This is a genomic window from Streptomyces sp. NPDC001714, from assembly GCF_042892755.1.
Taxonomy (GTDB): Bacteria; Actinomycetota; Actinomycetes; order Streptomycetales; family Streptomycetaceae; genus Streptomyces.
In genome coordinates, this window is the sequence record NZ_JBIAUL010000004.1 from 432,509 (window position 1) to 459,310 (window position 26,802).

The following is a 26,802-nucleotide window of genomic DNA, read 5'->3' on the forward strand; positions in this document are numbered from 1 at the left end:
CCTACTCGTCTGCCGGGTCGGGGTACGTCTGCGGCTGCGGGTGCGTTGTGGTTGGTCGCGCAGTTCCCCGCGCCCCCGAGAAGGTGGGTCCACTGGGCCGACCCGAAAGGGGCGCTGGGGGTACCCCCGGCCGAAGGCTGGGGGAGGAACTGCGCGACAAGCCCCCACGCACCCGCAGCGATCCACGCCCCCCTAGGCGGCCACAGTCACCGGCGTTCCCAGTGCCCGTTCGTACCGGTGGATGACCAGCTCGGCCATCGCGTCGTGGGCGCCCAGGGGCGCCGAGGCGATCCCCGGGGCCTGTGCCGCGCACTCGGTGGCGAAGCGGCCGGGGGCCGTGAAGTAGGAGGCGAGGGCGATGCGGTGGCGGCCCCTTGCCCGCAGAGCGGCGACCGCTTCCGGGACCGTCGGGGCCGCCGCGGAGGCGTAGGCCGGGAGGACCGGGACGCCCAGGCGGGCGGCGAGGAGGTCGGCCATGCGGTGGGTGTCGATCCTGGCGTCGGGGTCGCGGGAACCCGCCGCCGCCAGGACCACGGCGCTCGCGGGCCTCGGGCGCCAGCCCGCCTCCCGCAGGCGGGCGTGCAGGGTGTCGGCCAGGAGGGGGTGCGGTCCCAGCGGGGCGGCGACGCGCGTCCGGGCGGTGGCGGCGGCCGCCATCTCCGGGATGTCCCGCTTGACGTGGTAGCCGCGGCCGAGGAGGAGCGGTACGAGGACGGCCTCGGCGCCCCCCAGGGCGGCGAGGGTGTCCGGGAGCAGCGGCTCGTTCAGCTCGATGTGACCGAGGTGCACGGGCAGGCCGGGGCGCAGGGCGCGCACCCGGTCCATGAGCGCCCGCACGGTGCTGAGCGCGCGCGGGTCGCGGCTGCCGTGGGCCACCAGGACCAGGGCGGGCGGGCCGGGGCGCGGGGAGAGGTCGGTCACCGTCATGCGAAGATCCTCGCCGGGCGAGGTTGCGCACCCGTTGCCTGACCGTCACGAGTGTTTTCCGGCGCTTCACGGTACGCACCCGCACGCTGTGAGCGAACCGGAACGTCCCGCGCTGCGTCCTCCATGGTCGGAGCCCGGAGGGGGAGCGAAGGGGGGAACAGGCGTATGAAGATCCGCCGACCACGGCTGCCGCGGACCCGCACCGGCCGGCGGCGTCTGGTGCAGGGCGTGATGGCCGCATGCGTGCTGGCGCTGCTGCCGGCCACCTGGCTCTACGTCTCCACGGCGGGCCGGCTGCACACGGTGGCGGACGTGCCGCGCGCCGACGTCGCGGTCGTCTTCGGCGCGGGCCTGTGGGACGGCGAGCCCTCGCCGTACCTCGCGAACCGCCTGAACGCGGCGGCGACGCTGTACAAGGAGGGCCGTGTCAAGGTCGTCCTCGTCACCGGGGACAACAGCCGGAAGGACTACGACGAGCCGGACGCCATGCGCACCTACCTGACCGCGCACGGCGTCCCCGGCAAGCGCATCGTCAGCGACTACGCCGGCTTCGACACCTGGGACTCCTGCGTCCGCGCGAAGAAGATCTTCGGTGTGGACCGGGCCGTGCTGATCAGCCAGGGGTTCCACATCCGGCGTGCGGTGGCGCTGTGCGAGGCCGCGGGGGTGACGTCGTACGGGGTCGGGGTCGACGCCAAGCACGACGCGACCTGGTACTACGGGGGGACGCGGGAGGTCTTCGCGGCGGGCAAGGCCGCCCTCGACGTGCTCTTCGACCCGAACCCCCGGTTCCTGGGGAAGAAGGAACCAGGGGTTGCCGAGGCCCTGGCCGCGGCGCGGCACTAGGGTCGCGCCGCCGTGGTCCTCATCGGGTGACCGTCACCGTGCCTGCCGTGCGCTCCCCGGCGAGCCGGAGCAGTGGCCGTTTGCCGGGCGGCCCGACCCGTTCGGCGGGCCGGCCGAGGTGTTCGAGGTCGCCGTCGGGGGTCCAGCGGCCGAGGCCGCGGGTGCGGAACATGGCGCGGCCCGCGCCGAGGAACGGGTCGGGGGCGTACCGCTCGGCGTTCAGGGCGTCGTCGCCGAGATAGCCGGCCGAGACCGAGTCGCCGCCCGCCCACACCTCGCCGGCCTCGCCGATGGGCAGCGGCCGACGGTCGGGGCCGAGGACGTACACGGTGTTGTTGGGGGTGGGGCGGCCGGTGGCCGGGCGGCCGGCGACCGGGGTGTGGCGGCCCATGGTGGTCACGAGGGTCGCCTCGACCGGCCCGCGGCAGTGGAAGAGGGCGGCCCGGCGCGACCAGCGGTCGGCGAGCGGGCGCGGGCAGGGTTCCCCGGCGACGGCGACCGTGCGGACGCGCGGGCAGTCGGCGGGGTCGATGCCTGACAGCACGGCCGGGGTGGCGATCAGGACGGTCGCGGCGCGGGCCGTTGGCTCGGCCTCCTTGCCGCGGATGGCCAGGGTGGCGCCGTGGGTCAGGCAGCCGAGGATCTCCCAGGCGGCCGGGCCGGAGGCGATGCCGAGGAGCTGGGCGACGCGGTCGCCGGGGCGGATGCCGAGCCCGCCGGGTTCGGTGAGCAGCAGGTTGGCGATGTTGCGGTGGGTGAGCCGCACGCCGTGGGTGTGCCGGCCGGCGGTCCCGGGGACGAAGAGGACGCAGCAGCCGCCGTCGGGGTGCGGCGGCAGCAGCGGCACGGGGCCGGGATCGTACGGCGCCGGGTCGTCGAGGGCGATCAGCCGGTGGCCGGCCGGGAGGGGGACGCGCGGGACGTGTTCCTTCTGGGTGAGGATCACCCGGGTACGAGCGGTGCGGATGACGTGGGCGAGCCGGTCCGGGGGTGTGCGGCCGATGTCCTGCGGGACGTAGGCGGCGCCCGCCTTGAGGACGGCCAACAGGCCGACCAGCGTCGGGATGGAGCGGCGCGCGAACAGGCCGACGTGGTCACCGGGACGGACGCCCTCGCGAACCAGCCGGGCGGCGAGGGCACCGGCGTAGCGGTCGAGTTCGCCGTAGGTGAGGGTCGCGCCGTGGTGTTCGGCGGCGACGGCGTGGGGGTGGGCGATGGCATGCCGTTCGATGGCGCGGTGGACGAGCGGTTCGTGGACGGGTACGTCGGCGCCGCGGCCGTACTGCCAGAAGAGGTGCTGGTCGCGGGGGGTGAGGTGACGCAGAGGCATGGCTCGGAGACCTCCTGGCTGGCTCTTTCGAGTGGGGGGAGGCCGAGTCCGGGAGCGGCGGGGCCCGGTCAGGGCGGTGTGTCGAGCGCCGTGCGGGGTCTTACGGGGATCTGAAGGGGGTGCGGGGCTTACCGGATCCGCGGGGCGAGCGGGGCCGACGACGACTGTAGTCGCGTCTTTTGAAGACTCAACGGGGTGGGACCGGCCAACGGGGTGGGGAATGAGCCACGCACGGGGGCCCTGCGAGAAGGGGGCAGCGGCTGACCACGCGCCCATCAGCCCCGAGCCGGGCCCGGGACCGGCAGCCGCCGGCCCGGTATCGGTTCTCACGATGGCTGGGATACGGCGGGGAGTTGACCGCTTCGGCCGTGCCACACGGGTCCGGCACGGGACGTGACACACCGGAAGCACGCTGAGCGACGTGGAGACCGACTCGACGCCACCCGCACCCGCACTGCGCCCCGCAGAGCGGGATGGTCCTGTCGCCCCTGCCCATCGGGGGGCGCCCCTGCCCATCGGGGGGCGTCGAGGCCTCCGCCCGTGTCCCCGCTGCTGCCCCTGCCCCGCCCCTGCCCCTGCCCCCGCCCCTGCCCCTGCCGGTCAGCCGTGGCCCAGCCAGTCGCCGCCGTCGATGCGCCGCCCGTCGGTGCGCAGCTTCCCGGCCACGACTGGCCCGGCGACGTACACCCAGGCCCGGACCGCGGCCCCGTCCCGCAGCCGTACGACGTCCCGCGCGACGCGCACGTACAGGCTCGCCGGGTCCTGAGGCACGCACTCCTCCAACGCGTCGAGTTCCAGGAGGAGTCGGTCGTACGACTCGGGGCGCGCGGTGACGAGTTCGCCGCGCACCGCCGCCGGCCCGGGCTCCTCGACGGCGTAGGGGTAGCCGGGCCCGTCGTAGAGCACCGCGCCGTCGAGACGGCCGGGTTCCTCGGTCTCCGTCCGCCCCCGCAGGTACGCGTCGTGGTTGACCTCGCCGGGGCGGAGCGTGCCGTAGACGAAGAACGGGAGGTGGCGGGGGTTCCGGGTGGTCACAGAAAGGATTCTCCACCCCCTCCACCTCCACACACATCTCCATGGAGGCGCTATGGACATGACATGTCATGGCCTCTTAAATCTCAGTGGTCATCAGCGCCACCCCACGCCTTCGAGGCGCACCTCCAAGGAGACCGATGAGCCGGACACGGAACACCCGAGCATCCCGTCTCGCCACGGCCGGCGTCGCCCTCACCACCGCGACCCTGCTGGCAGCCGCGCTCTCCCCCGCCGCCCACGCCGACGCCAGACCGACCCGGGCCACCGCGATCGCGAACGCGGCGCAGGCGCTCGTCCAGCACGCCACCGCCCTGGGCCTCACGTCCACCGAGGGCACCGCGGTCCGTGACGTGATCGTGGACAAGAGCGGCACCCAGCACGTCCGTTACGACCGCACGTACCGCGACCTCCCCGTCCTGGGCGGCGACTTCGTCGTCCACCTCAAGTCGGACGGCGCGTACCGCAGCGCCGACCGGGCGACCCGGAGCCGGATATCCCTGGCGTCGATCGTCCCGGACGTCTCCGCCCCGAAGGCCGCCGACCTCGCGGTGAACGCGCTGCGGGCGGCCAACCTCGGCGACGCGCTGAAGCAGGTGCGGGCCAAGCCGGAGCTGGTCGTCGACGCCCTGCACGGCACCCCGAAGCTGGCCTGGCGCACCAACGCCGTCGGCAAGGACTCACTCGGCAACCCGGTCGCCCGCACGGTGCTGACGGACGCCCGCACCGGCGCCCAGATCGACGCCTGGGACAGCATCGAGACGGCGACCGGCGACGGCAAGTCGCTGTACAGCGGCACGGTCCCGCTGGAGACGACGCAGTCCGGTTCGACGTACAACCTCACCGACCCCACCCGCGGCAACACCTACACCGGGGACGCGGCGAACAAGACGGACCTGTGCATCTTCGGCATCTGCATCAGCCGGGCGCCGTCGACGGTGTTCACGGACGCCGACAACCACTGGGGCACGGGCGCCACCTCCGACCGCTCGTCGGCCGCGGTCGACGCCCAGTACGGCACCAACGAGACCTGGGACTACTACAAGAACGTCCACGGCCGCAACGGCATCGCGGGCGACGGCAAGGGCTCGTACAACCGCGTCCACTACGGCAACAGCTACAACAACGCCTTCTGGGACGACAGTTGCTTCTGCATGACGTACGGCGACGGTGACGGGACGACCTTCGGCCCGCTGGTGGCCCTCGACGTGGCCGGCCACGAGATGACGCACGGGGTCACCTCCAAGACGGCCGCGCTGACGTACTCGGGCGAGTCCGGCGGCCTGAACGAGGCGACCTCCGACATCCTCGGCACGCTGGTGGAGTGGTACGCCAACAACTCCAGCGACCCGGGCGACTACCTGATCGGCGAGAAGATCGTCCGCTCCGGCTTCGGCAAGACGGCACTGCGGTACATGGACCAGCCGTCGAAGGACGGGAGTTCGGCGGACTACTGGAGTTCGTCGGTGGGGAACCTGGACGTGCACTACTCGTCGGGCGTCGCCAACCACTTCGCGTACCTGCTCGCGGAAGGCAGCGGCGCGAAGACCATCAACGGCGTGAGCTACAACTCCCCGACGTACAACGGCTCGACGGTCACCGGTATCGGCCGCGACAAGCTGGGCGCGATCTGGTACCGCGCGCTGACCGTCTACATGACGTCCTCGACGAACTACGCGGGCGCGCGGACGGCGACGCTGAACGCGGCGAAGGACCTGTACGGCAACGGCAGCACGGAGTACAACGCGGTGGCGGCGGCGTGGAGCGCGGTGAACGTGAACTGAGGCACGGCGCACAGAGGTGAGGCGTCCGCCCCGCGAACGAACCGGGGCGGCCGTCACATACACCCCAGACAACGGGGAATAGCGCAATTCAAGGAATCGCGGAATTCGGGAATACCGAGCCCTGTCACCGCGCTTCCCGAGTGGATCCGATGGCGATGATGTGCAGTTTCGGTGACGGCCCGCCGAATTCCCGAACTCCATTGGCCTGAGGGCCACTTGCGGCAATTCCCCGCGTGGACTAACTAGATAAATCATGAACTTGTTCAGCCGCCCCCACACGTCCCGGCGCACTCCCACGCTCCCCCCGCGCCCGGCAGCCGCCCCCACCTCGGCCCCCGTGCTCCTCGACCCCGCCCTCGCCGCCCTCACCGGCGAATGGATCATCGACCCGGCACACAGCAGAATCGGTTTCTCGGTCCGGCACGCCATGGTGACGACGGTCCGCGGGGCCTTCACCGAGTACAAGAGCCGCCTCTACTTCGACGGCCGCGACCCGTCCCGTTCCCAAGCGGAGATCATCCTGTCCACGGGCAGCGTCGACACGGGCGTGGAGCAGCGGGACGCCCATCTGGTGGGGCGCGACTTCCTCGACTCGGCGACCTATCCCCGGATGCGTTTCCAGAGCACGGCGGTACGCCTGAAAGCGCCGGACGTCTACGTCATGACCGGCGACCTCGCCATCAAGGAGACGACGCGCCCGGTGGACCTGGAACTCACCTACATCGGCAACGTCACGGACCCCTTCGGCTACCAGCGCGTCGGCTTCGACGGCACCACCACCATCAACCGCATGGACTGGGGGCTGGCCTACAACTCCCGGCTGGCGGAGGGCGGGGCGATGGTGAGCGAGACGGTGCGGCTGCAGTTCGACATCGCGGCGATCCGGACGGTGCCGGAGGGCGGGCAGGGGATGCCGTAGCGCCGCAGATGCGACCCGGCCGTCCGCCTTCGGTCACGCATGCGACACCCGAACGGTGACCCCCCTCCCGCACACATGGCGTTTCACGCGTGGCCGCCCACCGCGCGGGTCGAGGCCTCGCCTCCGCCTCCGCGACCGTATCGACGTCGTCGCCCCCCGCCGCGGCCGCGCGCCCCGGCCGCGCGCCGCGGCCGGCCGTCCCGGCCACTCGCCGTGGCCGCCCGCCCCAGAGAGGGGTCACCCGTTCACTCCCCCCGCCCCCCGCCGTTCGTGTGTTCTTCATACCAGTGCTCGCGCAGCCCCCTTGACCTGCCCGAATCCGTCCTCAACCGGCTTCCCGACCCCCCGCCGTGACACCCGTTCATCCCAAAACTGACGGGGTCTCAGGGAGCGGGCCCGGGCGGTTGGCTTTTACCTCGGTAGAGCAAGGGAGTGGACGACCTCGACCGAGGGAGCACCATGCGACGCACCGCCCGTCTGGTGACCGGGACCGCGCTGGCCGTGGCCACGGCCGGACTCGCCGTCGCGCCGGCGTACGGCGGCGGCACCGGCAGCCTCGACGTGTACCCGTCGACCGCGGCGGCGGGCGGCCAGGTCACCGTGAACACGGCGGCGTGCGGCGAGAAGGGAACGGCGGTCGGGGACGCCAGTTCGGTGGGCGCCGGCCAGTTCACCCTTGCGCCCAGTACGCACGAGGGCGAGGCGATCGGGCAGTTCCAGGTGCCGTCGAGTGCGCAACCGGGGACGTACGAGATCGTCGCGAAGTGCGCCGAGGGGAACCGGCAGGTGACCGGGGACCTGGTGGTGGCACTGACGCCGGCCGCGGGGCAGGTGCAGCCCCACGGCAGTGTGAAGACGGGGGTCGGTGGTGCTCTTGGCTCCGACCCCGTGCAGACCGCGGCGGGCGTGGCGGCTCTGGCCGTCGCCGCCGCGGGCGGTACCTGGCTCCTGCATCGCCGGGCGAGAGGCGATGTGATCTGACGGACACCCTCCGCTGTCCGTCCGCCGGTACCGCACATCCCACCCCCTCCGGGTCCGACGCCCCTCGCGGCCCGGAGGGGGAGGGGGTCACGATCGCCAGAGGCTCTCACCGCCTCTGCCGTCCCGCCCCCTCGTTACAGCCTCCGACCTCAGGGAGAGGGGTTCGCATGCGCAGGATCGGGGACACCGCGATAGCCGCCGTGACCGTCATGGCCCTGGGCTCCGGCGTGTGGCTGCTCGGCCCCGGCAGCGGACCGCACACCGCGCCGCCCCAGCCGTCCGCCGCCGAGGGCCGCCCCGATCCCGGCGAGGAACGCCTCGAAGCCCCCGCGCTGCCCCCGTCCCCGCCCACCCGCATCCGTATCCCCGCCATCCGCGTGGACGCCCCCCTCATGGGCCTCGCCCTCACCCCGTCGGGCAGCCTCGACGTCCCGCCCGCCGGGCAGAAGAACCTCGCCGGCTGGTACGAGGCCGGCACCACCCCCGGCGAGACGGGCACCGCGATCGTCGCCGGCCACGTCGACAACACCGCGGGCCCCGCCGTCTTCTACGACCTCGGCGCCCTCAAGCGCGGCGCGACCATCGAGGTGGACCGGCAGGACAGAAGCGTCGCCGTGTTCAGCGTCGACGCGGTGGAGGTCTACCAGGCCCGCGACTTCCCCGACGAGAAGGTGTACGGCGCCGCGAAACGCCCCGAGCTCCGCGTCATCACCTGCGGCGGCGGCTACTCGCGCACGACCGGCTACCAGGGGAACGTCGTCGTCTTCGCCCACCTGACGGGCAGCCGGTGACGGGCAACCGACTGACCGGCGGCCGCCCACCCGCAGTCGGTCACCGACCGCGGTCCGGGGACGACGTACACAACCGCTGCCCCGCGTAACCGGCCCCACCGCCCCACCATCGCACCGCCGCCGCCAACACCACCGCCCACCTGCGGCGCAGGCCGACCGCCGCCCCGCGTTTCCGCCACCTCACAGTCCCCGCCGTCCCTCCCCCGGACCCCTCACACCCTCCTCCCGTCCCCGAAGAGGGCAGCGTTCCTCACGGGAAACAGCGGTGATGCGGCCGGGTAACCTCGGCGCCGCACGCTCCTGGGTATGACCTCGAATACGCGTGTGGTGGTGATCGGCGCCGGCCGCGCGGGCGCCCGTCCCGCCCGGCGGCCCGGCGAACTCGGCGCCCCCGTGACGCCCGAGTCGCCCCGCCACGCTTCCGAGGTGACCGCCCGCCCCACCTGCGGCGGCCCCGCCGGGGCCCAGGTGCCCGGCCCCGTCCGCGCCGCCCGGACCGCCGGCCGCGCCGACAGCCCCGCGATCGCATACGACACGCCGGACCACGTACAGCCGGAGCACGTACAGCCGGAGCACGTACTACCTGACCACGTACAGCCGGACCACGTACAGCCGGAAGGCGTGCTGCGGACGGGCGTGCGCTCCGAGCGCGGTCGCCCCCTGCTCCGCCTGCTCACCAACGATGGAGGCTCCTGATGACCACCACCCCCGGGGCCACCCCCACGATCGTGCTCGTCGGCCACGGCATGGTCGGTCAGCGCTTCCTCGAGGCGCTCGCCGAGCGTGGCCTGACCGCCACGCACCGCGTGGTCGTGCTGTGCGAGGAGCCGCGCCCCGCGTACGACCGCGTCGCCCTCACCTCCTACTTCTCGGGCCGCACCCCCGACGAACTCTCCATGACCGACATGGAGTTCATCGACACCCACGGCATCGAGCTGTACGTCGGCGACCCGGCGGAGACGGTCGACCGTGCGGCGAGGACGGTGACGGCCAGGTCCGGCAAGGTCATCGCCTACGACACGCTCGTACTCGCCACCGGCTCCTACCCGTTCGTGCCCCCGGTCCCCAACAAGGACGCGACCGGCTGCTTCGTCTACCGCACGATCGAGGACCTGCTCGCGATCGAGGAGTACGCGAAGTCGAGGGCGGCCGTGGGCGCGGTGGTCGGCGGCGGGCTGCTGGGGCTGGAGGCGGCCGGTGCGCTGAAGGGGCTCGGCCTCACCTCCCACATCGTGGAGTTCGCACCCCGGCTGATGCCGGTGCAGGTGGACGAGGGCGGTGGCGCGGCCCTGCTGCGCACCATCGAGGAGATGGGCCTGACGGTCCACACCGGCGTCGGCACGCAGGAGATCGTGGTCGACTCCGAGGGTGCCGTGACGGGGATGAAGCTGTCCGACGGTTCCGAACTCGCCACCGACCTGGTGGTGTTCAGCGCCGGGGTCCGGCCGCGGGACCAACTCGCCCGGGACTGCGGTCTGACGGTCGGCGAACGCGGCGGCATCACCGTCGACGAGCGGTGCCGTACGGTGTCCGACCCGCACGTGTTCGCGATCGGCGAGTGCGCGCTGGCGGCGGACGGCCGGGTGTACGGGCTGGTGGCGCCGGGCTACGAGCAGGCCGAGACGGCCGCGGCGACCATCGCCGCCGACGAGGCCGAGCAGCTGACGTTCACCGGTGCCGACCTGTCCACCAAGCTGAAGCTGCTCGGCGTGGACGTGGCCTCCTTCGGCGACGCGCACGGCACGACCGAGGACTGCCTGGACGTCGTCTACTCCGACTCGCGTTCGGGCCTGTACAAGAAGCTGGTCATCGGCCGGGACGGCACCCTGCTCGGCGGCATCCTGGTCGGTGACGCGGAGGCCTACGGCACGCTGAAGGCGTTCACCGGTTCGGTCCCGCCGGTCGCGCCCGAGTCGCTGGTGCTGCCCGCCGGCGCCGGGGAGCCGGTCCAGCTGGGCCCGACCGCGCTACCGGACGACGCGATCATCTGCTCCTGCAACAACGTCCGCAAGGGCACGATCCGCGGCGCCGTCACCGAGCACCGCTGCACCACCGTGCCCGAGGTGAAGAAGTGCACCAAGGCCGGTACGACATGCGGTAGTTGCGTCAAGGTGCTCGGCCAGCTGGTCACCGCCGAGCTGGAGGCGTCCGGTGTCGAGGTCGACAAGGGCCTGTGCGGCTGCTTCGCGCAGACCCGCGAGGAGCTGTACGAGATCGTCCTCGCGCTCCGCGTCAACACGTACCGGGACCTGCTCGACCGGTACGGCCGCGACGGCGCCAAGGGCGGCGACGGCTGCGAGGTCTGCAAGCCGGCGGTGGCCTCGATCATCGCCTCCCTCGCCCCGACGATCGGCGCGAGCGGCTACGTCCTGGACGGCGAACAGGCGGCGCTGCAGGACAGCAACGACCACTTCCTCGCCAACCTCCAGAAGAACGGCTCGTATTCGGTCGTCCCGCGCATCCCCGGCGGCGAGATCACCCCGGAGGGCCTGATCACGATCGGCGAGATCGCCCGCGACTTCGGTCTCTACACGAAGATCACCGGCGGCCAGCGGATCGACATGTTCGGCGCCCGCGTCGAACAGCTCCCGCTGATCTGGATGCGGTTGGTGGACGCCGGTTTCGAGTCGGGCCACGCGTACGGAAAGGCCCTGCGGACCGTCAAGTCCTGCGTGGGGTCCACCTGGTGCCGCTACGGCGTCCAGGACTCGGTGCGGATGGCGATCGACCTGGAGCTGCGCTACCGGGGGCTCAGGTCGCCGCACAAGCTCAAGTCCGCCGTATCCGGCTGCGCCCGCGAGTGCGCGGAGGCCCAGTCGAAGGACTTCGGCGTCATCGCCACCTCCAACGGCTGGAACCTGTACGTCGGCGGCAACGGCGGCGCCACCCCGCGCCACGCGGACCTGCTCGCCCAGGACCTCACCGACGCCGAACTGGTCCGGCTGATCGACCGTTTCCTGATGTTCTACATCCGTACGGCCGACCGCCTGGAGCGCACGTCGACCTGGCTGGAGCGGATCCCGGGCGGCCTGGACCACGTCCGTGACGTGGTGGTCGAGGACTCCCTGGGCATCTGCGAGGAGCTGGAGTCCCTGATGGCGGCGCACGTGTCCGCCTACGCGGACGAGTGGGCGACCACCATCAACAACCCGGAGAAGCTCGCCCGGTTCGTGTCCTTCGTCAACGCCCCCGACACCCCCGACCCGGTCGTCGGCTTCGTGCCCGAGCGGGACCAGATGAAGCCCGACCTGCCGCTGCTGTCCATCGGCCTGCGCCGCGCGGACGGCACGGCGACCGTTCTGGAAGGAAGCTCCCAGCGATGACCCTGGCCCCCGAGACCACCGACCTGAAGGTCCAACTCCAGCTGGCGGACAGCTGGTTCACGGTCTGCGACCTGAGCCTGCTCACCCCCGGCCGGGGCGTGGCCGTACTCCTCCCGGACGGCCGCCAGGCCGCCGTCTTCCGCGACCGCACCGACCGTCTCTACGCCATCGACAACCGCGACCCGTTCGGCGGCGCGGCGGTCCTCTCCCGCGGCCTGACCGGCACCCACCAGGGCCGCCCGTTCGTCGCCTCCCCGCTCCTCAAGCAGCGCTTCGACCTGGAGACCGGCGCGTGCCTGGACGACGAGGCGGTACGGGTGACGGCGTACCAGGTGCGGGCCGCGTAGGCCCCGAGCCAGCCGGACGCGGCCGTACGCCGCACCCTGCGCAGCGTAGGGTGCCAGGATGATCGGCATTCCAGAGGCACTGGTGCGGGGCACGATCGACCGCGAGGGTGACCGCGGAGCGGCCTGGATCACCGGGCTCCCGGCGACGGTCGAGGACTTGCTGCGGCGCTGGGACTGCGTACCCGACGGCGAGGTGACGCACGGCGGTGTGGGGTTGATCGTCCCGGTCCGGCTGCGGTCCTCCGGCCGCCGCTGCGTCGTCAAGGTGTCTTTTCCCCACCCCGGCAACGTCCACGAACCGGACGCGTTCGAGGCGTGGGCGGGCCGTGGCGCGGTCCGCCTCCATGGGCGCGACGACGCCCGCTTCGCCCTCCTCCTGGAGCGGGCGCACGTATCGACGCTGGCGGCGCTGGAGTCCGACGACGAGACGGTGATGACGATCGCGGGCCGCCTGAGCCGCCGCCTGGCCGTCCCGGCCCCACCGGGCCTGCCCCGGCTCCGGGACCGCGCCGACACATGGGCGGCGGAGCTGCGCGAGAACGCCGCCGAGCTGTCCCACGCACTGCCGCCCCGTACGCTGGACGCGGCTGTCGCCACGGCCCGGGAACTGGGCCGGACCCAGCCGGACACCCTCATCCACGGCGACCTGCACGCACGCAACATCCTGCGGGCGGACCGGGAGCCGTGGCTGGCGGTCGACCCGAAGGGCTACGCGGGTGACCCGGCGTACGACGGCGGGACCCTCCTCAAGTCCCGCGCGCTGAGCCTCATACAGTCCGCCGACCTGCCGAAGACCGTCCACCGCCTCCTGGACGTCTTCGCCGAAGCAGCGGAACTGGACCGCGAACGCGTCCGGCGCTGGGCCCAGTTCCACGCCGTGCAGGCGGCGTTCTGGGGCCGCCGGCACGGTTTCCGCATCGCACGCGGCGGCCCGCAGCTGGACCGCATCACGGAATTCGCCGACGAACTGGCGGAGTTGCTGGTCGGGTAGGGGCATGCTGTGCACAATGCGCGCATGGCTCACCTCCACGACATCGTCTTCGACTCCGCCCACCCGGCGTCGGCGGCCCGCTTCTGGGCGGCCACGCTGGACGGCCACGCGGTGGCCCCGTACGACGAGACCGAGCTGACCCGCCTGCGCGACCTGGGCTTCACCGGCCCCGAGGACGACCCGACGGTCCTGGTCGAACCGGCGTCGGGCCGGGGTCCCCGCCTGTGGTTCCAACTCGTCCCGGAACAGAAACGGCTCAAGAACCGCGTGCACCTGGACCTCCGGGCAGCCGACGTGGGAACGGAGACCGTACGGCTGACGGAGCTCGGCGCGTCGGTGATCGCCCGCCATGACGATCACACGGTGCTGGCGGATCCCGAGGGCAACGAGTTCTGCCTGTTCCCCCTCACCTCATAGCCGTCCGGTCACCGTCGCCCGCCGAACTCCCAGTCGTGCACCTCCACGTCCGCGTACCGGGCCGGAGCCAGAACGGCCCGTGCCGCGTCCGGATCCGGGGCCCGGACCAGCGCGGCGGTCCCCACCCAGGTGGTGGCGTCATCGGACAGCAGCGGCCCGAAGGCGATCAGCTCGTCGTGGTCGATGCCGGTGGGCAGCCGGAGATCGTCGACGGCGGCCTGCACCGGCCCGAGACCGAGCACGAGATACCGGTCACCGCCGGCCCGTCCGCCCGGGAACTCCCACATGGTGCGCCCCAGCATGCTGCGCCACCGCCGCAGCAGCACGTCCCGGTACACGCCGGCCTGGTAGTTGGGCTCGTCGAAGGCGAACGCACGGGCGGCGGCCGGATCGGGCAGATCGACGACGTGCACGCTCCCGGTGGGCGTCTCGCCGTCGGCGGCGAAGGTGGGCCCGCGGGCGATCAGCACGTCCGCGTACCGGTCCATGTAGGCCCAGTGCTCCTCCACCAGCTCCTGGCGCAGGGCGAGGGAGCCGGCCCGGTCACGGTGGTGACAGAAGAACTCCATGGCTGCGGAGCCTTCCGCAGGACCGCCCGGCCTCTCAACCCGGTTTCCCTGGCTCCGCCCCTCCCTGGTCCCCCACCACCCCGCGCAGCAGCAAGTCGATGAGCCGGCCGGCCAGTTCACGCTGTCCCTCGTTCGCCGCCATCAGGCTGATCCCCCCGAGCGCCATCAGCACATCGCGCGCGTCCACCCCCGGCCGCACCGCCTTCGCCCCCTCCCCCGCGCCCAGCAGGTGGGCGATCGCGTCGACCAGCAGTGTCCGGGTGTGCAGCTTCTCGCTCTCGTCGGTCAGGATCATCCGCAACGCGTCGGCCATCCCCTGCTTCGCCGCCATGAAGTCGATGAACCGCTCCATCCACGCCCGCAGCGCCTCCGCCGCCGGCAGCGCGGCCGCCAGCTCATCCGCCGCTTCGCACAGGCGCTGCACCTCGTGCCGGTAGACGGCCTCGATGAGCAACTCCTTGGACGGGAACCTGCGGTAGAGGGTGCCGACACCGACGCCCGCCCGGCGGGCGATGTCCTTGACCGAGGCACCCGCCCCCTCGCGGGCGAACGCCGCCGCCGCGGCCTCCAGCAGCCGGTCCTCGTTGCGCTGCGCATCCGCGCGCAACGGCCTGCGGGACGTCGCCGCGCCCTCGTCGATGCCGGTCAACCCAGCCCCCTCCTCGTCACCACTTGCAACCGGAACCGGTTCCGCTTAGTGTCGAGAAGCGAACCGGAACCAGTTCCGGATATGAGCGTACGACGGCCCCTGCCCCGACGCCACCGGCCGCGCCCACGGCCGCTCCCCGTGTTCCACCACCTTCCTGGAGAGCCCCATGTCCCGCCCCCTCATCACCACCCCCTTCGGAGCCCTGAGCACCGCCGCCGAGGTGCTCACCGGAGTCGGCCTCAGCGGCAGGCGCGCCGTCGTCACCGGCGGAGCCTCCGGCATCGGACGCGAGACCGCGCGCGCCCTCGGTGCCGCCGGCGCCGAGGTCACCATCGGCGTCCGCGACCTGGCGGCAGGCGTGCGGGCCGCCGAGGAGATCGCCCCGGCGAGTGGACCGGGCAGCGTACGCGCCGCCCTCCTCGACCTCGCCGACCAGCGCTCCGTGCGCGCCTTCACCGATGCCTGGCAGAGCCCGCTGCACATCCTCGTCCTCAACGCCGGCGTCATGGCCACGCCGCTCCAGCGGACGCGGGAGGGCTGGGAGATGCAGTTCGCCACCAACCACCTCGGCCACTTCGCCCTCGCCACCGGCCTGCACGGCGCCCTCGCCTCGGCGCACGGCGCCCGCGTCGTCGCGGTCAGCTCGGTCGGCCACGTCAACGGCGACGTCCTCTTCGACGACGTCAACTTCGAGCGGCACCCCTACGACCCGTGGGCGGCCTACAGCCAGTCCAAGACCGCCAACGTCCTGTTCACCGTCGAGGCGGCCCGCCGCTGGGCCCCCGACCAGGTCACCGTCAACGCCCTCAACCCCGGTCGCATCACCAGCACCCGGCTCGGCCGGCACATCGGGGACATCTCCAACAGCCCCGCTTCGTTCGGCGCCACCAGCACCGACGTGTCCTGGAAGAACATCGAGCAGGGCGCCGCCACCTCGGCGCTGCTCGCTGCCTCCCCGCTGGTCGAGGGCGTGACCGGGCGGTACTTCGAGGACTGCGGCGAGGCCGGCCCCCACCGGCCCGGCATCCGCCGAGGAGTGGCCGCGCACGCCCTGGACCCCGGCCGCGCGGCCCGCCTGTGGCGGCTCTCCACCGACCTGCTGGCGACGACGGGGACGGTCCCCGCCTGAGGCCCGCCCGCTTTCAGCCGTCGGTCACCGTGACGAGTCCTGCGGCGCGGCCCTACGGCCGCAACGCCACCGCGACCGCCACGCGCAGCCTGCGCACGAACTCCGCGCGGTCGGCGACGCGGTGCTTCCAGCCCTCGCCGGCCGCCTGCAGGACCTCGGCGAGCTGGTGGGGCGTGGCGCTGCCGGTCACCGGCCGGCCGGAGTCGGTGATCGCCTCCGCGAGCGTGTCGAGGAAGGCGTTCCGGTAGTCGCCGTACAGGTCGTGGAGCTGCGCGGTGCCGTGCTCCAGCAGTTCGTCGACGCCCTCGTTGAGGTGGGTGCCGACGTACCGGCCGAGGTTCGCGTCGAGCGCGGCCACCAGGCGGGCGTCGAGGTCCGCGCCGGGTGCGGCCAGTGCCGTACGGACGTCCGCCAGCGCCCGGTCCAGCTCCTGCCGCATGGTCTCGCGGAACAGCTCCTCCTTGCCGGAGAAGAGGAAGTACAGACCGGGGCGGGAGATGCCGGCGGCCCGGGCCACCGCGTCCATCGACGTCCTGGGGTAGCCGAACGTGGCGAAAACGGTCAGCGCCGCCGCGAGCACCTGCTCGCGGCGCCGGGTGTCCCCTCGGGTCGCGGTCACATGCACACCATATAGACCGCTATACATGTTTTGTAGATTCTGCTCAGTGGGGGGTGAGGCGCACACGGGCAGAGCACACGCGAGCACGAGAGAGAGCACCGTGAGCGGTCAGACGACGCGGCGCAGGGCCTCCGGCGTGAGGTCGGCGAGCGTCGGGTAGCCGTCCACGGCCATGATCAGGTCGACCTCGGCGAGCAGCGCCCGCAGGATGTGGACGAGGCCCTCCTCACCGCCGTTGGCGAGACCGTACGCGTAAGGACGGCCCACCCCCACGGCGGTGGCGCCCAGCGCGACCGCCTTGGCGATGTCGGCGCCGCTGCGCACCCCGGAGTCGAACAGGACGGGCAGGCCGTCGGCGGCCTCGACCACCTCCGGCAGCACGTCGAGGGCGGGCAGGCCGCCGTTGGCCTGGCGGCCGCCGTGGTTGGAGCAGTAGACGCCGTCCACGCCGGCGTCCTTGGCGCGGCGGACGTCCTCGGGGTGGCACAGGCCCTTGAGGATCAGCGGCAGGTCGGTGATCGACCGCAGCCAGGGCAGGTCGTCCCAGGTGAGCGGGTTGCCGAAGATCCCCGCCCAGAGCGCGACGGCGGCCTGCGGGTCGTCCTCCGGGTTCTTGCCGAGGCGGGCGCGGAAGACGGGGTCGCTGGTGTAGTTGGCCAGGCAGTTCCCGCGCAGTTGCGGGAAGTTGCCGGTGCTCAGGTCGCGGGGCCGCCAGCCGGTGATCCAGGTGTCGAGGGTGACCACGATCCCCTTGAACCCGGCCTTCCCGGCCCGGTGCACCAGGCTCTCGGCCAGCTCCCGGTCGGTGGGGGTGTAGAGCTGGAAGAACCCCGGAGTGGAGCCGAACTCGGCGGCCACCTGCTCCAGCGGGTCGACGGTCAGCGTGGAGGCGACCATCGGTACGCCGGTACGGGCGGCCGCGCGGGCGACGGCGAGGTCACCGTGACCGTCCTGCGCGCACAGCCCGATCACCCCGACCGGGGCCATGAACAGCGGCGAGGGCAGCCGCAGCCCGAACAGGTCGACGGACAGGTCCCGCTCCGTGGCCCCCACCAGCATGCGCGGCACCAGCCCCCAGCGCTCGAACGCGCTGACATTGGCCCGCTGCGTCCGCTCGTCACCGGCACCGCCCGCGACGTACGAGCGCACCGCAGGGGGCAGCGCGGCCAGGGCCAGCGGCTCCAGATCGTCGTACGACATCGGGAACCGCGGCACCACTCCGCGCAGCCCGTCGAGGTAGATCTCGTTCTGGTAGTCGGCGAACGCCATGTTCCGGCCCTTCTTCACGACTGCGCCCGCGGGGTGCGGGCCCCTGGAAGTCCACAATGGGAGAGTGGCGCACAACGGCACCGAGACGCAGGATTCCGGCTCATCTGGCGAGCAGGCGCAGGATGCTGCCGCGCCTCCGGCTCTGCTGAGCGAGGACGAGCTGGCGCTGATCAACGCGCTGCAGCTGAGCCCGCGGGCCTCCTGGACCGAACTCGGACGCGCCCTGGGCGTCGACCCGGTCACGGTGGCCCGCCGCTTCCACCGCCTCCGCGTGCACGGCACGGCCTGGGTCGGCCTCTCCCCCGGCCCGCGCCTGCTGGAGCAGATCTGCGTGGCGTACGTCGTGATCGACTGCGCTCCCGGAACCACGGCCCGGGTCGCCGAGGCCCTGAGCGCCCACCCCCACATGGTGACGATCGAGCGGACCGCCTCCGGCCACGACATCCTCGCCACGGTCGCCACCCGCGACCTGCCGGCCCTGTCCCGCTACACCCTCGACCTGCTCCCCCACCTGCCGGGCATCACCACCGTACGGTCCCGGATCGTCACCCACATGTTCACCGAGGGCGGCCGCTGGCGGATCGCCGCCCTGGCCCCGGCCCAGCGCGCCCGGCTGACGGCCCGGGCGCCCGCCCCCGCCCCCTCCGCACAACGGACCGCCGATCGGCAGCTCACCCCCTTCGACCGCGCCCTCGCCACCCGCCTCGCCCACGACGGCCGCGCGCCCTACCAGGCCCTGGCGCGGGACCTCGGCGTCAGCCTCTCCACCGCCAAGCGCCGCGTCGAGGCCCTCACCCGCCGCGGCCTGGCCCGCTTCCGCTGCGACTTCGCCCGCCCGCTCGGCGGCTGGCCGGTCGCCGTCACGTTCTGGGCCAGGGTGCCGCCCGCCGACCTCCCGGAGATCGGCCAGTCCCTCATCCGCCTCCCCGAGACCCGCAACTGCGCCGCCATCAGCGGCCCGCAGAACCTCATCCTGCAGGCCAGCCTGCACTCGGTCAGCGACATCCTCCGCCTGGAGACCCACCTGGCGACGAGCCACCCGACCCTCGACATCGCGGACCGGGTCGTCACCCTGCGCCAGGACAAGCTCCTCGGCCGTCTCCTGGACGCGCACGGCCGTTCCGTCGGCGTCGTACCGGCGGACCTGTGGGCGGAACCGGCCCTGTGACCGGACCCCGGCCGTTGTCACCGGGCTGCCGTAGAGTGCGCCGTGGTGGGGACGCGGCAGTCGTTCGAGGGGGGCCTGCCATGGGTGCGCGTGTGCCGAAGAGGGACCGGGTCGGACCGGACCGTACCGGGTCGGTACCGACGAGTCCCGAGCAGATGATCGCGGAGGCGCGGAAGGCGTTCTTCGTGATGTTCGGCCTGCTCGCGGTCGTGTGGCTGGTGCAGCTGGCCAACTTCTCCGACCACTACGCCCTCTCCCGGGACCACGCGGTGGTCTCCGGCGACGTCGGCACCCTGCCCGACATCCTGGTCGCGCCGTTGCTGCACTGGAGCTGGGCACACATCGAGAGCAACTCCGGCCCCCTGTTCGTCTTCGGCTTCCTCGCCGCCTACCGGGGAGTGGCCCGGTTCCTCGGCCTCACCCTGCTGATCGCGCTGAGCAGCGGCCTGGTCGTCTGGTTCTTCGAGCACGGCAACGTGGCGACGGTCGGCGCCAGCGGCCTGATCTTCGGATACTTCGGCTACGTCGTCGTGCGGGGTCTCTTCGACCGGCACCTGATCGACACGCTGATCGGGATCGTCATGGGCGCGTCCTTCGCCTACCTCCTCACCGTGGCCGTCCCCGGCACCCCGGGCGTGAGCTGGCTCGGCCACCTCGGCGGACTGCTCGGCGGCCTGGTCGGCGCCTGGCTCTTCCGCGACCGCCGCGCACCGCGCCCCACCACCGGCGACATCACCCCCCGGACACCGAACGGCGGCAACACCCCACAGCCCCGCTCCGACCTGTACAAGGAACTCGGCGACCTCGGGCTGCTCTGACCGCCCGCGCATTCCTCACGGAGGTCTTGTGACACCGAGTCCGCGCGACGTCTTTCTCCGGCTTGTCCACGGAGTCGCCGACCGGAACGTCGAGGAGTTGCCCGACCAGTACGCCGAGGTCACCGACGTCCGGCATCCGATGGCGACGCCGGAGTCCGGGCCGTTGCCGAGCCGGCGTGAGCTCCAGGAGCACTTCGCGGTGCCGCCGGAGGGCCGGGAGTCCCCGCCGAAGCGACGGGGCGTCGACGTCGTCGTCCACGAGACCGCCGATCCCGAGGTGATCGTGGCATCCGATCCGTACGTACACGGCACGCGGGGACCTCGACCTCCTCATCACGTCATTGCGGAAGGACGCCTCCTGACGTGACCGGGGACCGCATCCCGAGCCACTGCTCGGCGCCCCAGGCCTCGAACTCGCCGAACTCGACGGGGCGATGATCGGCCAGATCCTGCTCGCTCCACCTCGGTGAACCCCTGCTTCGCCGCCCTCACGCGGCCGGGGACCGCCGAGGTAGGCGTGCACCTGCGGCGAGGCGAGCAGCTCGACGAACGCCGCACGGTCCCGGGTCTCGGACTCACGGAGCACGAGCCGCTCGGTGACGATCGGCTCGGGCGGCCACGCCACGGGGCCCAGATCTTCCATCCGCGCACGCCAACAGACGGTCAAACCCCCTGGCCACTCGCACGGAGGGGCGGCACCCCCGCACAGGGTGCCGCCCCTCTTCTTGCGTGCCGGGGCCGCCGTCCATCGGTCTTGAGGGTCGGGGACGGACGGCGGACCCGGGGTTCGCGGGAGGCCTGCGAGGGCCTCAGCGGTGGTCGCTGCCCGCCGACTGGGTCGCCGCCCGGCCCGCTTCCAGGCGGGCCACCGGGATGCGGAACGGGCTGCAGGAGACGTAGTCCAGGCCCACCTCGTGGAAGAAGTGGACGGACTCCGGGTCGCCGCCGTGTTCGCCGCAGACGCCGAGTTTCAGTTCCGGGCGGGTGGCGCGGCCGGCCTTCGCCGCGGCCGCCACCAGGGAGCCGACGCCGTCCCGGTCGATCGTCTCGAAGGGGGAGACGCCGAAGATGCCCTTCTCCAGGTAGGCCGTGAAGAAGGAGGCCTCCACGTCGTCGCGGCTGAAGCCCCAGACCGTCTGGGTCAGGTCGTTGGTGCCGAAGGAGAAGAACTCCGCCGCTTCCGCGATCTGGGCCGCCGTCAGGGCCGCTCGCGGGAGTTCGATCATCGTGCCGATCGAGAGTTTGAGGCTGGTGCCCGTCGCCGCCTCCACCTCCGCGATGACCTGGTCGGCCTCCTCGCGGACGATCTCCAGCTCCTGGACCGTGCCGACCAGGGGGATCATGATCTCGGCCCGCGGGTCGCCCTTGGCGTTCTTGCGTTCCGCGGCGGCCTCGGCGATGGCCCGGACCTGCATCGTGAACAGGCCGGGGATGACCAGGCCGAGGCGTACGCCGCGCAGGCCCAGCATCGGGTTCTGCTCGTGCAGGCGGTGGACCGCCTGGAGGAGGCGGAGTTCGTTCTCGTGGGGTTCCTGGCGGGACTCCGCGAGGGCCACCCGGACCGAGAGCTCCGTGATGTCCGGGAGGAACTCGTGCAGCGGCGGGTCGAGGAGGCGGACCGTGACCGGGAGGCCGTCCATCGCCGAGAAGAGCTCGACGAAGTCCTTCTTCTGGAGCGGGAGAAGGGCGTTCAGTGCCTCCTCGCGGTCCTCCTGCGTGTCCGCCAGGATCAGGCGTTCCACCAGTTCGCGGCGGTCGCCGAGGAACATGTGCTCGGTGCGGCACAGGCCGATGCCCTGGGCGCCGAAGCGGCGGGCGCGCAGGGCGTCCTCGGCGTTGTCCGCGTTGGCGCGCACGCGCAGCCGGCGCTTGCGGTCCGCGAAGGCCATGATGCGGTGGACCGCCTCGACCAGTTCGTCGGCGTCCTGGGCGCCCGCGTGCATCCGGCCCTCGAAGTACTCGACGACCGGGGAGGGGACCACCGGGACCTCGCCCAGGTAGACCTTGCCGGACGAGCCGTCGATGGAGATGACGTCGCCCTCCTCGACCACGTGGCCGCCGGGGACCGTCATGCGGCGGCGCTTGGTGTCGACCTCAAGATCCTCGGCGCCGCACACACACGTTTTGCCCATGCCGCGGGCGACCACGGCCGCGTGCGAGGTCTTGCCGCCCCGGGAGGTCAGGATGCCCTCGGCGGCGATCATGCCGTCGAGGTCGTCGGGGTTGGTCTCGCGGCGGACCAGGATGACCTTCTCGCCCGAGCGGGACCACTTGACGGCGGTGTAGGAGTCAAACACCGCCTTGCCCACCGCCGCGCCCGGCGACGCCGCGATGCCGCGGCCGACCTGCTGGGCCTTCGCCTGCTCGTCGAAGCGGGGGAACATCAGCTGGGCGAGCTGGGCGCCCGTCACGCGCTGGAGGGCCTCCGTCTCGTCGATCAGGCCCTGGTCCACCAGCTGGGTCGCGATCCGGAAGGCCGCGCCCGCCGTGCGCTTGCCGACCCGGGTCTGGAGCATCCACAGCTGACCGCGCTCGATCGTGAACTCGATGTCGCAGAGGTCCTTGTAGTGGTTCTCCAGCGTCTCCATGATCTGCATCAGCTGGTCGTACGACTTCTTGTCGATGTTCTCCAGCTCGGCCAGCGGGACCGTGTTGCGGATGCCCGCGACCACGTCCTCGCCCTGGGCGTTCTGGAGGTAGTCGCCGTAGACGCCCTGGTGGCCGGAGGCGGGGTCGCGGGTGAAGGCGACCCCCGTGCCGGAGTCCGGGCCGAGGTTGCCGAAGACCATGGAGCAGACGTTGACGGCCGTGCCGAGGTCGCCGGGGATGCGCTCCTGGCGGCGGTAGAGCTTGGCGCGGTCGGTGTTCCAGGAGTCGAAGACCGCGCGGATCGCGAGATCCATCTGCTCGCGCGGGTCCTGCGGGAAGTCCCGGCCGGCCTCGGTCTTGACGATCTTCTTGAACCTGGTGACGAGCTTCTTGAGGTCGGCCGCCTCCAGGTCCGTGTCGACGGTGACGTTCTTGGCGTCCTTCGCCGCGTCCAGGGCCTCCTCGAAGAGCTCGCCGTCCACGCCGAGGACCGTCTTGCCGAACATCTGGATGAGGCGGCGGTAGGAGTCCCACGCGAAGCGGTCGTCGCCGGCCTGCTTGGCGAGGCCCTGGACGGACTTGTCGGAGAGGCCGATGTTCAGGACCGTGTCCATCATGCCGGGCATGGAGAACTTGGCGCCGGAGCGGACCGAGACCAGGAGCGGGTTGTCGGCCTGGCCGAGCTTCTTGCCCATCCGCTCTTCGAGGGCTCCGAGGTGCGCACTCACCTCGTCACGCAGTGCCGTCGGCTCCTCGCCGCTGTCGAGGTAGACCTTGCAGGCTTCCGTCGTGATGGTGAAGCCGGGGGGAACGGGGAGCCCCAGGTTGGTCATCTCGGCGAGGTTCGCGCCCTTGCCACCCAGGAGGTCCTTGAGGTCCTTGTTTCCCTCGGTGAAGTCGTAAACGAACTTCACTCCGTGGGGTTCTTTGTTTTCCGACACGGGTCTCGACTCCCTGGAAGACTCGGTGGCTGCCCTGACGGCCAGGAACATACCCAGATCGAAGGCGCCTGGGTACGTCTACTTGTGTGTCATGCGCTCGTAACCAGTCGTCCGCCACGGGATCGAAAGTCAAAGCTTGGCAAGCGGAGACCGGTTCGTGTTTTCACTTCTTGAACACAAGACCGCTCAGCACCACACCTTTCCGCTCAGGTGAGCGGCCAGACTGCACACCTGATTTCGATCGATGAACGATCAAAGGGTGGCACCCAGTGCCACCCTTTGGAGAAGTGCAGTCGCTCATGATCCGCTCATCTGAGCGCAACCCTTATCAAGGGTGGCGAGAATCACGCTCCCACAGACCGCCCGAGTTCACCATGCGGACGCGGGAGCGGACACCAGAACCCACTGGAAACGTGCCGGTCACACGCCCAGCGCCAGCAGTCGTTCCTCGACCCGCTCCGGCGTGCGGACGCGGGAGCGGACACCAGAACCCACTGGAAACGTGCCGGTCACACGCCCAGCGCCAGCAGCCGTTCCTCGACCCGCTCCGGCGCGTACAGGTACTCCACGACCAGCGCCCCGGCCCCGACCAGCCCGGCCCGCTCCCCCAGCCGCGACGTCACGACGTCCAGATGAGCGGTGGAGCGGGGCAGGGCCCGCTGGTAGAGCAGTTCGCGTACGCCGGTCAGGAACGGGGTGCCCGCGAGGTCGCCCGCGATCATCAGGACGCCCGGGTTGAGCAGGGTCACGACCGTCGCCAGGACGTCCCCGACCAGGCGGCCCGCCTCCCGGGCCAGCGCCGCCGCCTCCGGATGGCCGGAGGCGAGCAGGTCGCGCACATCCGAGCCCGACGCCGCCGGCACCCCGGCCTCCGCCAGCCGCCGGGCCACCGCGCCGCCGCTCGCGACCGCGGCGAGGCAGCCGTACGAACCGCAGCGGCACTGCGCCTCGGCACCCACCCGGATGTGGCCGATGTCCCCGGCGCCGCCGTCGACGCCCCGGTAGATCGAGCCGTCGACCACGACCCCGGCGCCGATCCCCGTCGAGACCTTCACCAGGACGAACGCCGAGCAGTCCGGGTATCCCGTGCACTGCTCCCCGTACGCCATCAGGTTCGCGTCGTTGTCCACCAGGACCGGGACGGCCGGCCCGCCCGTGTGCTCCGTGAACGCCCTGACCAGCCGGCCCCTTATGTCGTAGCCGTCCCAGCCCGGCATGATCGGCGGCTGCACCACCCGGCCGGTGTCCGTGTCGACCGGCCCCGGCACCGCGAGGCCGATCCCGCACACCTCCGTCGCACGGTGGCCGGCCTTCTCCAGCAACTCGGCGAACCAGCGCCCGAGTTCGCCGAGCACGGCGTCCGGACCGTCCTGGATGACCAGCGTGCCGGAGTGCTCGGCGAGGAGCTCGCCGGTGAGCGAGACCACGGCGGCGCGGGCGTGCCGGGTCTCCAGGTCGGCGGCGAGGACGATCGCGTGGGAGTCGTCGAACTCGAGGGTTATGGAGGGGCGTCCGCCCAGCGGGGAGTCGACCGGGCCGCCGGCGCCCTCGCGCAGCCAGCCCGCCCGGAACAGGCGGTCCAGGCGGTGGCCGACGGTCGCGCGGGAGAGCCCGGTGGCCTGCTGGAGCGCACCGCGCGTCACGGCCCGGCCGTTGCGGACCAGTTCGAGCAGATCTCCGGCGCTCGCCTGTCCGCCGCCCTTGCCGGTCCTGCCGGGACGTCCGGTCATGCGCACCCCCTTGTGTTTCTCAAGCTTGCATTACATATTGAGTTTTGCGTGTTAAATAGACGTAACCCTACGGTAGCCACAGCCAAACCCGGCCGGCCGGACGTCTTCGGGGAGTCCCGAGTGGATCGCACTGCCCAGCTCACCACCCATGCGCTCGATCGCGGTATTGCATACGATCCACCGCCCGTCCGCGCCGCCACGAGCGCCGGCGCACGACGGTCCCTGCACGTCAGAGCCGCACGGGTGCTCGACGACAACTGGACCGGCAGCTCGACCGTGCCCTCCCGGAACCTGTATCCGCACCAGTGGTCGTGGGACTCGGCGTTCATCGCGATCGGCCTGCGGCACCTCTCGCCGCTGCGCGCACAGACGGAGCTGGAGACGCTGCTGGCCGCCCAGTGGGGCGACGGGCGGATCCCGCACATCGTGTTCAACCCCTCCGTGCCCCTCGACGCGTACTTCCCGAGCCCCGACTTCTGGCGCTCCTCGACCGCGGGGCGCGCTGCGGGCGCCCCGCGCACCGTACAGACCTCCGGGATCGTGCAGCCACCGGTGCACGCGCTGGCGGCCTGGCTGGTGCACCTGGCCGACCCGGGTCTGTCGCGGGCGCGCGGCTTCCTGGCCGGCGTCTACCCACGCCTCGCCGCCTGGCACCGCTACCTGCTGCACCGGCGCGACCTGGGCGGCGGCGGGCTGGCCTCCGTCATGCACCCCTGGGAACAGGGCATGGACAACAGCCCCTGCTGGGACGCCCCCCTCGCCCGGGTCACCCCGGCCCCGGCGCGCTCCTTCCGGCGCGCCGACCTGGACCACGGCGCCGCCGAGGACCGGCCGACGGACCTGGACTACGGGCGGTACGTGCGCCTGGCGGCCGACTACCGGGACGCCGGATACGCCGACCGGGCCAGGGACTTCGCCGTCGAGGACCCCGCCTTCAACGCGCTGCTCATCGCCTCCGAGCACGCCCTCGCCCGCATCGCACGGGAGCTGGGGGCGCCCGGCACGGCCCGGCACGCGCGGGCGGAGCGGCTGACGGCGGCGCTGGTGGACCGGCTGTGGGACCCGGAGAAGGAGATGTTCCTGTGCCGGGACCTGCGGGACGGCGAGGACGGCGAGGGCGGCCGGCTGATCCCCGAGCGCGGGGTCTCCGGGCTGGTCCCGCTGCTCCTGCCCGGCCTGCCCCGGGAGATCGCCGCCGCGCTCGTCCGCACGCTGGACGGCCCGCACTTCGGCACCGGCTCCCGCCTGGTCCCCAGTTACGACCTGCTCGGCGAGGCCTTCGACCCGCACCGCTACTGGCGTGGGCCCGCCTGGTTCAACACCGGCTGGCTGCTGGAGCGGGGGCTGCGCGAACAGGGCGAGCGGGAGCGGGCGGACGCGCTCGCCGAGGCGGTCGTACGGACGGCCGACGCGAGCGGGTTCGCCGAGTACGTCGACCCGTACACCGGCGAGGCGTGCGGGGCGACCGGGTTCAGCTGGACGGCGGCGCTCGCGCTGGATCTGCACCACCAGCGGCACCCGGCACCGCACCTCACGTCGCACGAAGAACCACACAACGAACGTCAAAACCTGGACAAGAGCTGACAAAACGGGGTGTCTTCGGCGGACACCGCACGTTCGACCAGAGGGACGA

The 26,802-nt window shown here is 72.2% G+C and carries 24 protein-coding genes and 1 pseudogene; 15 read left to right on the top strand and 10 right to left on the bottom strand.

The genetic code is table 11. The annotated features are described in order from the left end of the window. Positions 1 to 192: 192 nt before the first annotated feature. Entirely contained in the window at positions 193 to 927 is a 735-nt protein-coding gene (locus ACFY0P_RS13585) for a sirohydrochlorin chelatase (RefSeq protein ID WP_388911105.1), read from the bottom strand. Between the two features lie 165 nt (positions 928 to 1,092). Between ACFY0P_RS13585 and ACFY0P_RS13590 the strand changes: the two genes are divergently transcribed. Further along, the gene (locus ACFY0P_RS13590) at positions 1,093 to 1,773 is read left to right on the top strand and encodes a vancomycin high temperature exclusion protein (RefSeq protein WP_388911108.1); all 681 of its coding nucleotides are present in this window, start codon (positions 1,093 to 1,095) and stop codon (positions 1,771 to 1,773) included. 19 nt (positions 1,774 to 1,792) lie between these two features. Here ACFY0P_RS13590 and ACFY0P_RS13595 read toward each other — a convergent pair whose 3' ends face one another. Together ACFY0P_RS13595 and ACFY0P_RS13600 are read right to left on the bottom strand one after the other, a co-directional pair. Continuing rightward, positions 1,793 to 3,103: an AMP-binding protein gene (locus ACFY0P_RS13595; RefSeq protein WP_388911111.1), complete on the bottom strand. Its 1,311-nt coding sequence runs from the start codon at positions 3,101 to 3,103 to the stop codon at positions 1,793 to 1,795. A gap of 600 nt (positions 3,104 to 3,703) precedes the next feature. Beyond that, positions 3,704 to 4,138 (bottom strand): gamma-glutamylcyclotransferase family protein, encoded by a 435-nt coding sequence (locus ACFY0P_RS13600; protein ID WP_388911114.1) that lies wholly within the window; start codon positions 4,136 to 4,138, stop codon positions 3,704 to 3,706. Positions 4,139 to 4,275: 137 nt separating this feature from the next. Here ACFY0P_RS13600 and ACFY0P_RS13605 point away from each other — a divergent pair, with 137 nt between their 5' ends. The 9 genes from ACFY0P_RS13605 to ACFY0P_RS13645 all read left to right on the top strand — a co-directional run bounded on the left by ACFY0P_RS13605 (position 4,276) and on the right by ACFY0P_RS13645 (position 13,688). Further along, positions 4,276 to 5,919 (top strand): M4 family metallopeptidase, encoded by a 1,644-nt coding sequence (locus ACFY0P_RS13605; RefSeq protein ID WP_388911117.1) that lies wholly within the window; start codon positions 4,276 to 4,278, stop codon positions 5,917 to 5,919. Between the two features lie 253 nt (positions 5,920 to 6,172). Then, on the top strand, positions 6,173 to 6,838 hold the full coding sequence (locus ACFY0P_RS13610) for a YceI family protein (RefSeq protein WP_388911120.1): 666 nt from the start codon (positions 6,173 to 6,175) through the stop codon (positions 6,836 to 6,838). A 459-nt stretch (positions 6,839 to 7,297) separates the two neighbouring features. Then, on the top strand, positions 7,298 to 7,819 hold the full coding sequence (locus ACFY0P_RS13615; RefSeq protein ID WP_388911123.1) for a hypothetical protein: 522 nt from the start codon (positions 7,298 to 7,300) through the stop codon (positions 7,817 to 7,819). A 167-nt stretch (positions 7,820 to 7,986) separates the two neighbouring features. Next, positions 7,987 to 8,610, top strand: a complete 624-nt coding sequence (locus ACFY0P_RS13620; protein ID WP_388911126.1) for a class F sortase — start codon at positions 7,987 to 7,989, stop codon at positions 8,608 to 8,610. 306 nt (positions 8,611 to 8,916) lie between these two features. Further along, positions 8,917 to 9,306: a hypothetical protein gene (locus ACFY0P_RS13625; RefSeq protein ID WP_388911129.1), complete on the top strand. Its 390-nt coding sequence runs from the start codon at positions 8,917 to 8,919 to the stop codon at positions 9,304 to 9,306. Next, the gene (gene nirB, locus ACFY0P_RS13630; protein WP_388911131.1) at positions 9,306 to 11,933 is read left to right on the top strand and encodes a nitrite reductase large subunit NirB; all 2,628 of its coding nucleotides are present in this window, start codon (positions 9,306 to 9,308) and stop codon (positions 11,931 to 11,933) included. Before ACFY0P_RS13625 ends, nirB begins: the two co-directional genes overlap by 1 nt. Further along, positions 11,930 to 12,280, top strand: a complete 351-nt coding sequence (nirD, locus tag ACFY0P_RS13635) for a nitrite reductase small subunit NirD (RefSeq protein WP_388911132.1) — start codon at positions 11,930 to 11,932, stop codon at positions 12,278 to 12,280. The genes nirB and nirD overlap by 4 nt, the downstream gene beginning before the upstream one ends. 58 nt (positions 12,281 to 12,338) lie before the next feature. Then, the gene (locus ACFY0P_RS13640) at positions 12,339 to 13,271 is read left to right on the top strand and encodes an aminoglycoside phosphotransferase family protein (RefSeq protein WP_388911134.1); all 933 of its coding nucleotides are present in this window, start codon (positions 12,339 to 12,341) and stop codon (positions 13,269 to 13,271) included. A 24-nt stretch (positions 13,272 to 13,295) separates the two neighbouring features. Next, complete coding sequence (locus ACFY0P_RS13645; protein WP_388911136.1) at positions 13,296 to 13,688, top strand: VOC family protein; 393 nt, start codon at positions 13,296 to 13,298, stop codon at positions 13,686 to 13,688. Positions 13,689 to 13,696: 8 nt separating this feature from the next. Here ACFY0P_RS13645 and ACFY0P_RS13650 read toward each other — a convergent pair whose 3' ends face one another. Further along, positions 13,697 to 14,257, bottom strand: coding sequence for a YciI family protein (locus ACFY0P_RS13650; RefSeq protein ID WP_388911138.1), 561 nt, complete (start codon positions 14,255 to 14,257; stop codon positions 13,697 to 13,699). A gap of 34 nt (positions 14,258 to 14,291) precedes the next feature. Further along, positions 14,292 to 14,906, bottom strand: coding sequence for a TetR/AcrR family transcriptional regulator (locus ACFY0P_RS13655; protein WP_388911140.1), 615 nt, complete (start codon positions 14,904 to 14,906; stop codon positions 14,292 to 14,294). 166 nt (positions 14,907 to 15,072) lie between these two features. Between ACFY0P_RS13655 and ACFY0P_RS13660 the strand changes: the two genes are divergently transcribed. Next, positions 15,073 to 16,035: an SDR family NAD(P)-dependent oxidoreductase gene (locus ACFY0P_RS13660; RefSeq protein WP_388911141.1), complete on the top strand. Its 963-nt coding sequence runs from the start codon at positions 15,073 to 15,075 to the stop codon at positions 16,033 to 16,035. A gap of 52 nt (positions 16,036 to 16,087) precedes the next feature. Here ACFY0P_RS13660 and ACFY0P_RS13665 read toward each other — a convergent pair whose 3' ends face one another. Next, positions 16,088 to 16,654, bottom strand: a complete 567-nt coding sequence (locus ACFY0P_RS13665) for a TetR/AcrR family transcriptional regulator (protein ID WP_388911144.1) — start codon at positions 16,652 to 16,654, stop codon at positions 16,088 to 16,090. Positions 16,655 to 16,762: 108 nt separating this feature from the next. Further along, a complete protein-coding gene (locus tag ACFY0P_RS13670) occupies positions 16,763 to 17,923 on the bottom strand; it encodes an alpha-hydroxy-acid oxidizing protein (protein WP_388911146.1) in 1,161 nt (386 codons plus the stop codon). A gap of 64 nt (positions 17,924 to 17,987) precedes the next feature. Here ACFY0P_RS13670 and ACFY0P_RS13675 point away from each other — a divergent pair, with 64 nt between their 5' ends. From ACFY0P_RS13675 to ACFY0P_RS13685, 3 genes are all read left to right on the top strand, one after another. After that, on the top strand, positions 17,988 to 19,091 hold the full coding sequence (locus tag ACFY0P_RS13675; protein ID WP_388911149.1) for an Lrp/AsnC family transcriptional regulator: 1,104 nt from the start codon (positions 17,988 to 17,990) through the stop codon (positions 19,089 to 19,091). An 80-nt stretch (positions 19,092 to 19,171) separates the two neighbouring features. Beyond that, positions 19,172 to 19,909 (top strand): rhomboid family intramembrane serine protease, encoded by a 738-nt coding sequence (locus ACFY0P_RS13680; RefSeq protein ID WP_388911152.1) that lies wholly within the window; start codon positions 19,172 to 19,174, stop codon positions 19,907 to 19,909. A gap of 28 nt (positions 19,910 to 19,937) precedes the next feature. Then, entirely contained in the window at positions 19,938 to 20,276 is a 339-nt protein-coding gene (locus tag ACFY0P_RS13685; RefSeq protein ID WP_388911492.1) for a hypothetical protein, read from the top strand. A 120-nt stretch (positions 20,277 to 20,396) separates the two neighbouring features. On the opposite strand, the pseudogene ACFY0P_RS13690 reads toward ACFY0P_RS13685, so the two are convergent. The 3 genes and pseudogenes from ACFY0P_RS13690 to ACFY0P_RS13700 form a co-directional block, all read right to left on the bottom strand. After that, positions 20,397 to 20,552 (bottom strand): annotated as a pseudogene (locus ACFY0P_RS13690) (GNAT family N-acetyltransferase); the annotation flags it as partial. Between the two features lie 166 nt (positions 20,553 to 20,718). Beyond that, on the bottom strand, positions 20,719 to 23,439 hold the full coding sequence (ppdK, locus tag ACFY0P_RS13695) for a pyruvate, phosphate dikinase (RefSeq protein WP_388911155.1): 2,721 nt from the start codon (positions 23,437 to 23,439) through the stop codon (positions 20,719 to 20,721). A 509-nt stretch (positions 23,440 to 23,948) separates the two neighbouring features. Next, positions 23,949 to 25,169, bottom strand: coding sequence for an ROK family protein (locus ACFY0P_RS13700; RefSeq protein WP_388911158.1), 1,221 nt, complete (start codon positions 25,167 to 25,169; stop codon positions 23,949 to 23,951). A gap of 120 nt (positions 25,170 to 25,289) precedes the next feature. On the opposite strand from ACFY0P_RS13700, the gene ACFY0P_RS13705 reads away from it, so the two are divergent. Continuing rightward, positions 25,290 to 26,753 (top strand): hypothetical protein, encoded by a 1,464-nt coding sequence (locus ACFY0P_RS13705; protein WP_388911161.1) that lies wholly within the window; start codon positions 25,290 to 25,292, stop codon positions 26,751 to 26,753. Positions 26,754 to 26,802: the final 49 nt, after the last annotated feature.

Excerpts from the sequence above, each read along its gene's own strand:
- ACFY0P_RS13585 (WP_388911105.1), bottom strand. The coding sequence starts at position 927 with ATGACGGTGACCGACCTCTCCCCGCGCCCCGGCCCGCCCGCCCTGGTC.
- ACFY0P_RS13590 (WP_388911108.1), top strand. The coding sequence starts at position 1,093 with ATGAAGATCCGCCGACCACGGCTGCCGCGGACCCGCACCGGCCGGCGG.
- ACFY0P_RS13595 (WP_388911111.1), bottom strand. The coding sequence starts at position 3,103 with ATGCCTCTGCGTCACCTCACCCCCCGCGACCAGCACCTCTTCTGGCAG.
- ACFY0P_RS13605 (WP_388911117.1), top strand. The coding sequence starts at position 4,276 with ATGAGCCGGACACGGAACACCCGAGCATCCCGTCTCGCCACGGCCGGC.
- ACFY0P_RS13610 (WP_388911120.1), top strand. The coding sequence starts at position 6,173 with ATGAACTTGTTCAGCCGCCCCCACACGTCCCGGCGCACTCCCACGCTC.
- ACFY0P_RS13615 (WP_388911123.1), top strand. The coding sequence starts at position 7,298 with ATGCGACGCACCGCCCGTCTGGTGACCGGGACCGCGCTGGCCGTGGCC.
- ACFY0P_RS13620 (WP_388911126.1), top strand. The coding sequence starts at position 7,987 with ATGCGCAGGATCGGGGACACCGCGATAGCCGCCGTGACCGTCATGGCC.
- ACFY0P_RS13625 (WP_388911129.1), top strand. The coding sequence starts at position 8,917 with ATGACCTCGAATACGCGTGTGGTGGTGATCGGCGCCGGCCGCGCGGGC.
- nirB (WP_388911131.1), top strand. The coding sequence starts at position 9,306 with ATGACCACCACCCCCGGGGCCACCCCCACGATCGTGCTCGTCGGCCAC.
- nirD (WP_388911132.1), top strand. The coding sequence starts at position 11,930 with ATGACCCTGGCCCCCGAGACCACCGACCTGAAGGTCCAACTCCAGCTG.
- ACFY0P_RS13640 (WP_388911134.1), top strand. The coding sequence starts at position 12,339 with ATGATCGGCATTCCAGAGGCACTGGTGCGGGGCACGATCGACCGCGAG.
- ACFY0P_RS13645 (WP_388911136.1), top strand. The coding sequence starts at position 13,296 with ATGGCTCACCTCCACGACATCGTCTTCGACTCCGCCCACCCGGCGTCG.
- ACFY0P_RS13650 (WP_388911138.1), bottom strand. The coding sequence starts at position 14,257 with ATGGAGTTCTTCTGTCACCACCGTGACCGGGCCGGCTCCCTCGCCCTG.
- ACFY0P_RS13660 (WP_388911141.1), top strand. The coding sequence starts at position 15,073 with ATGTCCCGCCCCCTCATCACCACCCCCTTCGGAGCCCTGAGCACCGCC.
- ACFY0P_RS13670 (WP_388911146.1), bottom strand. The coding sequence starts at position 17,923 with ATGGCGTTCGCCGACTACCAGAACGAGATCTACCTCGACGGGCTGCGC.
- ACFY0P_RS13680 (WP_388911152.1), top strand. The coding sequence starts at position 19,172 with ATGGGTGCGCGTGTGCCGAAGAGGGACCGGGTCGGACCGGACCGTACC.
- ACFY0P_RS13700 (WP_388911158.1), bottom strand. The coding sequence starts at position 25,169 with ATGACCGGACGTCCCGGCAGGACCGGCAAGGGCGGCGGACAGGCGAGC.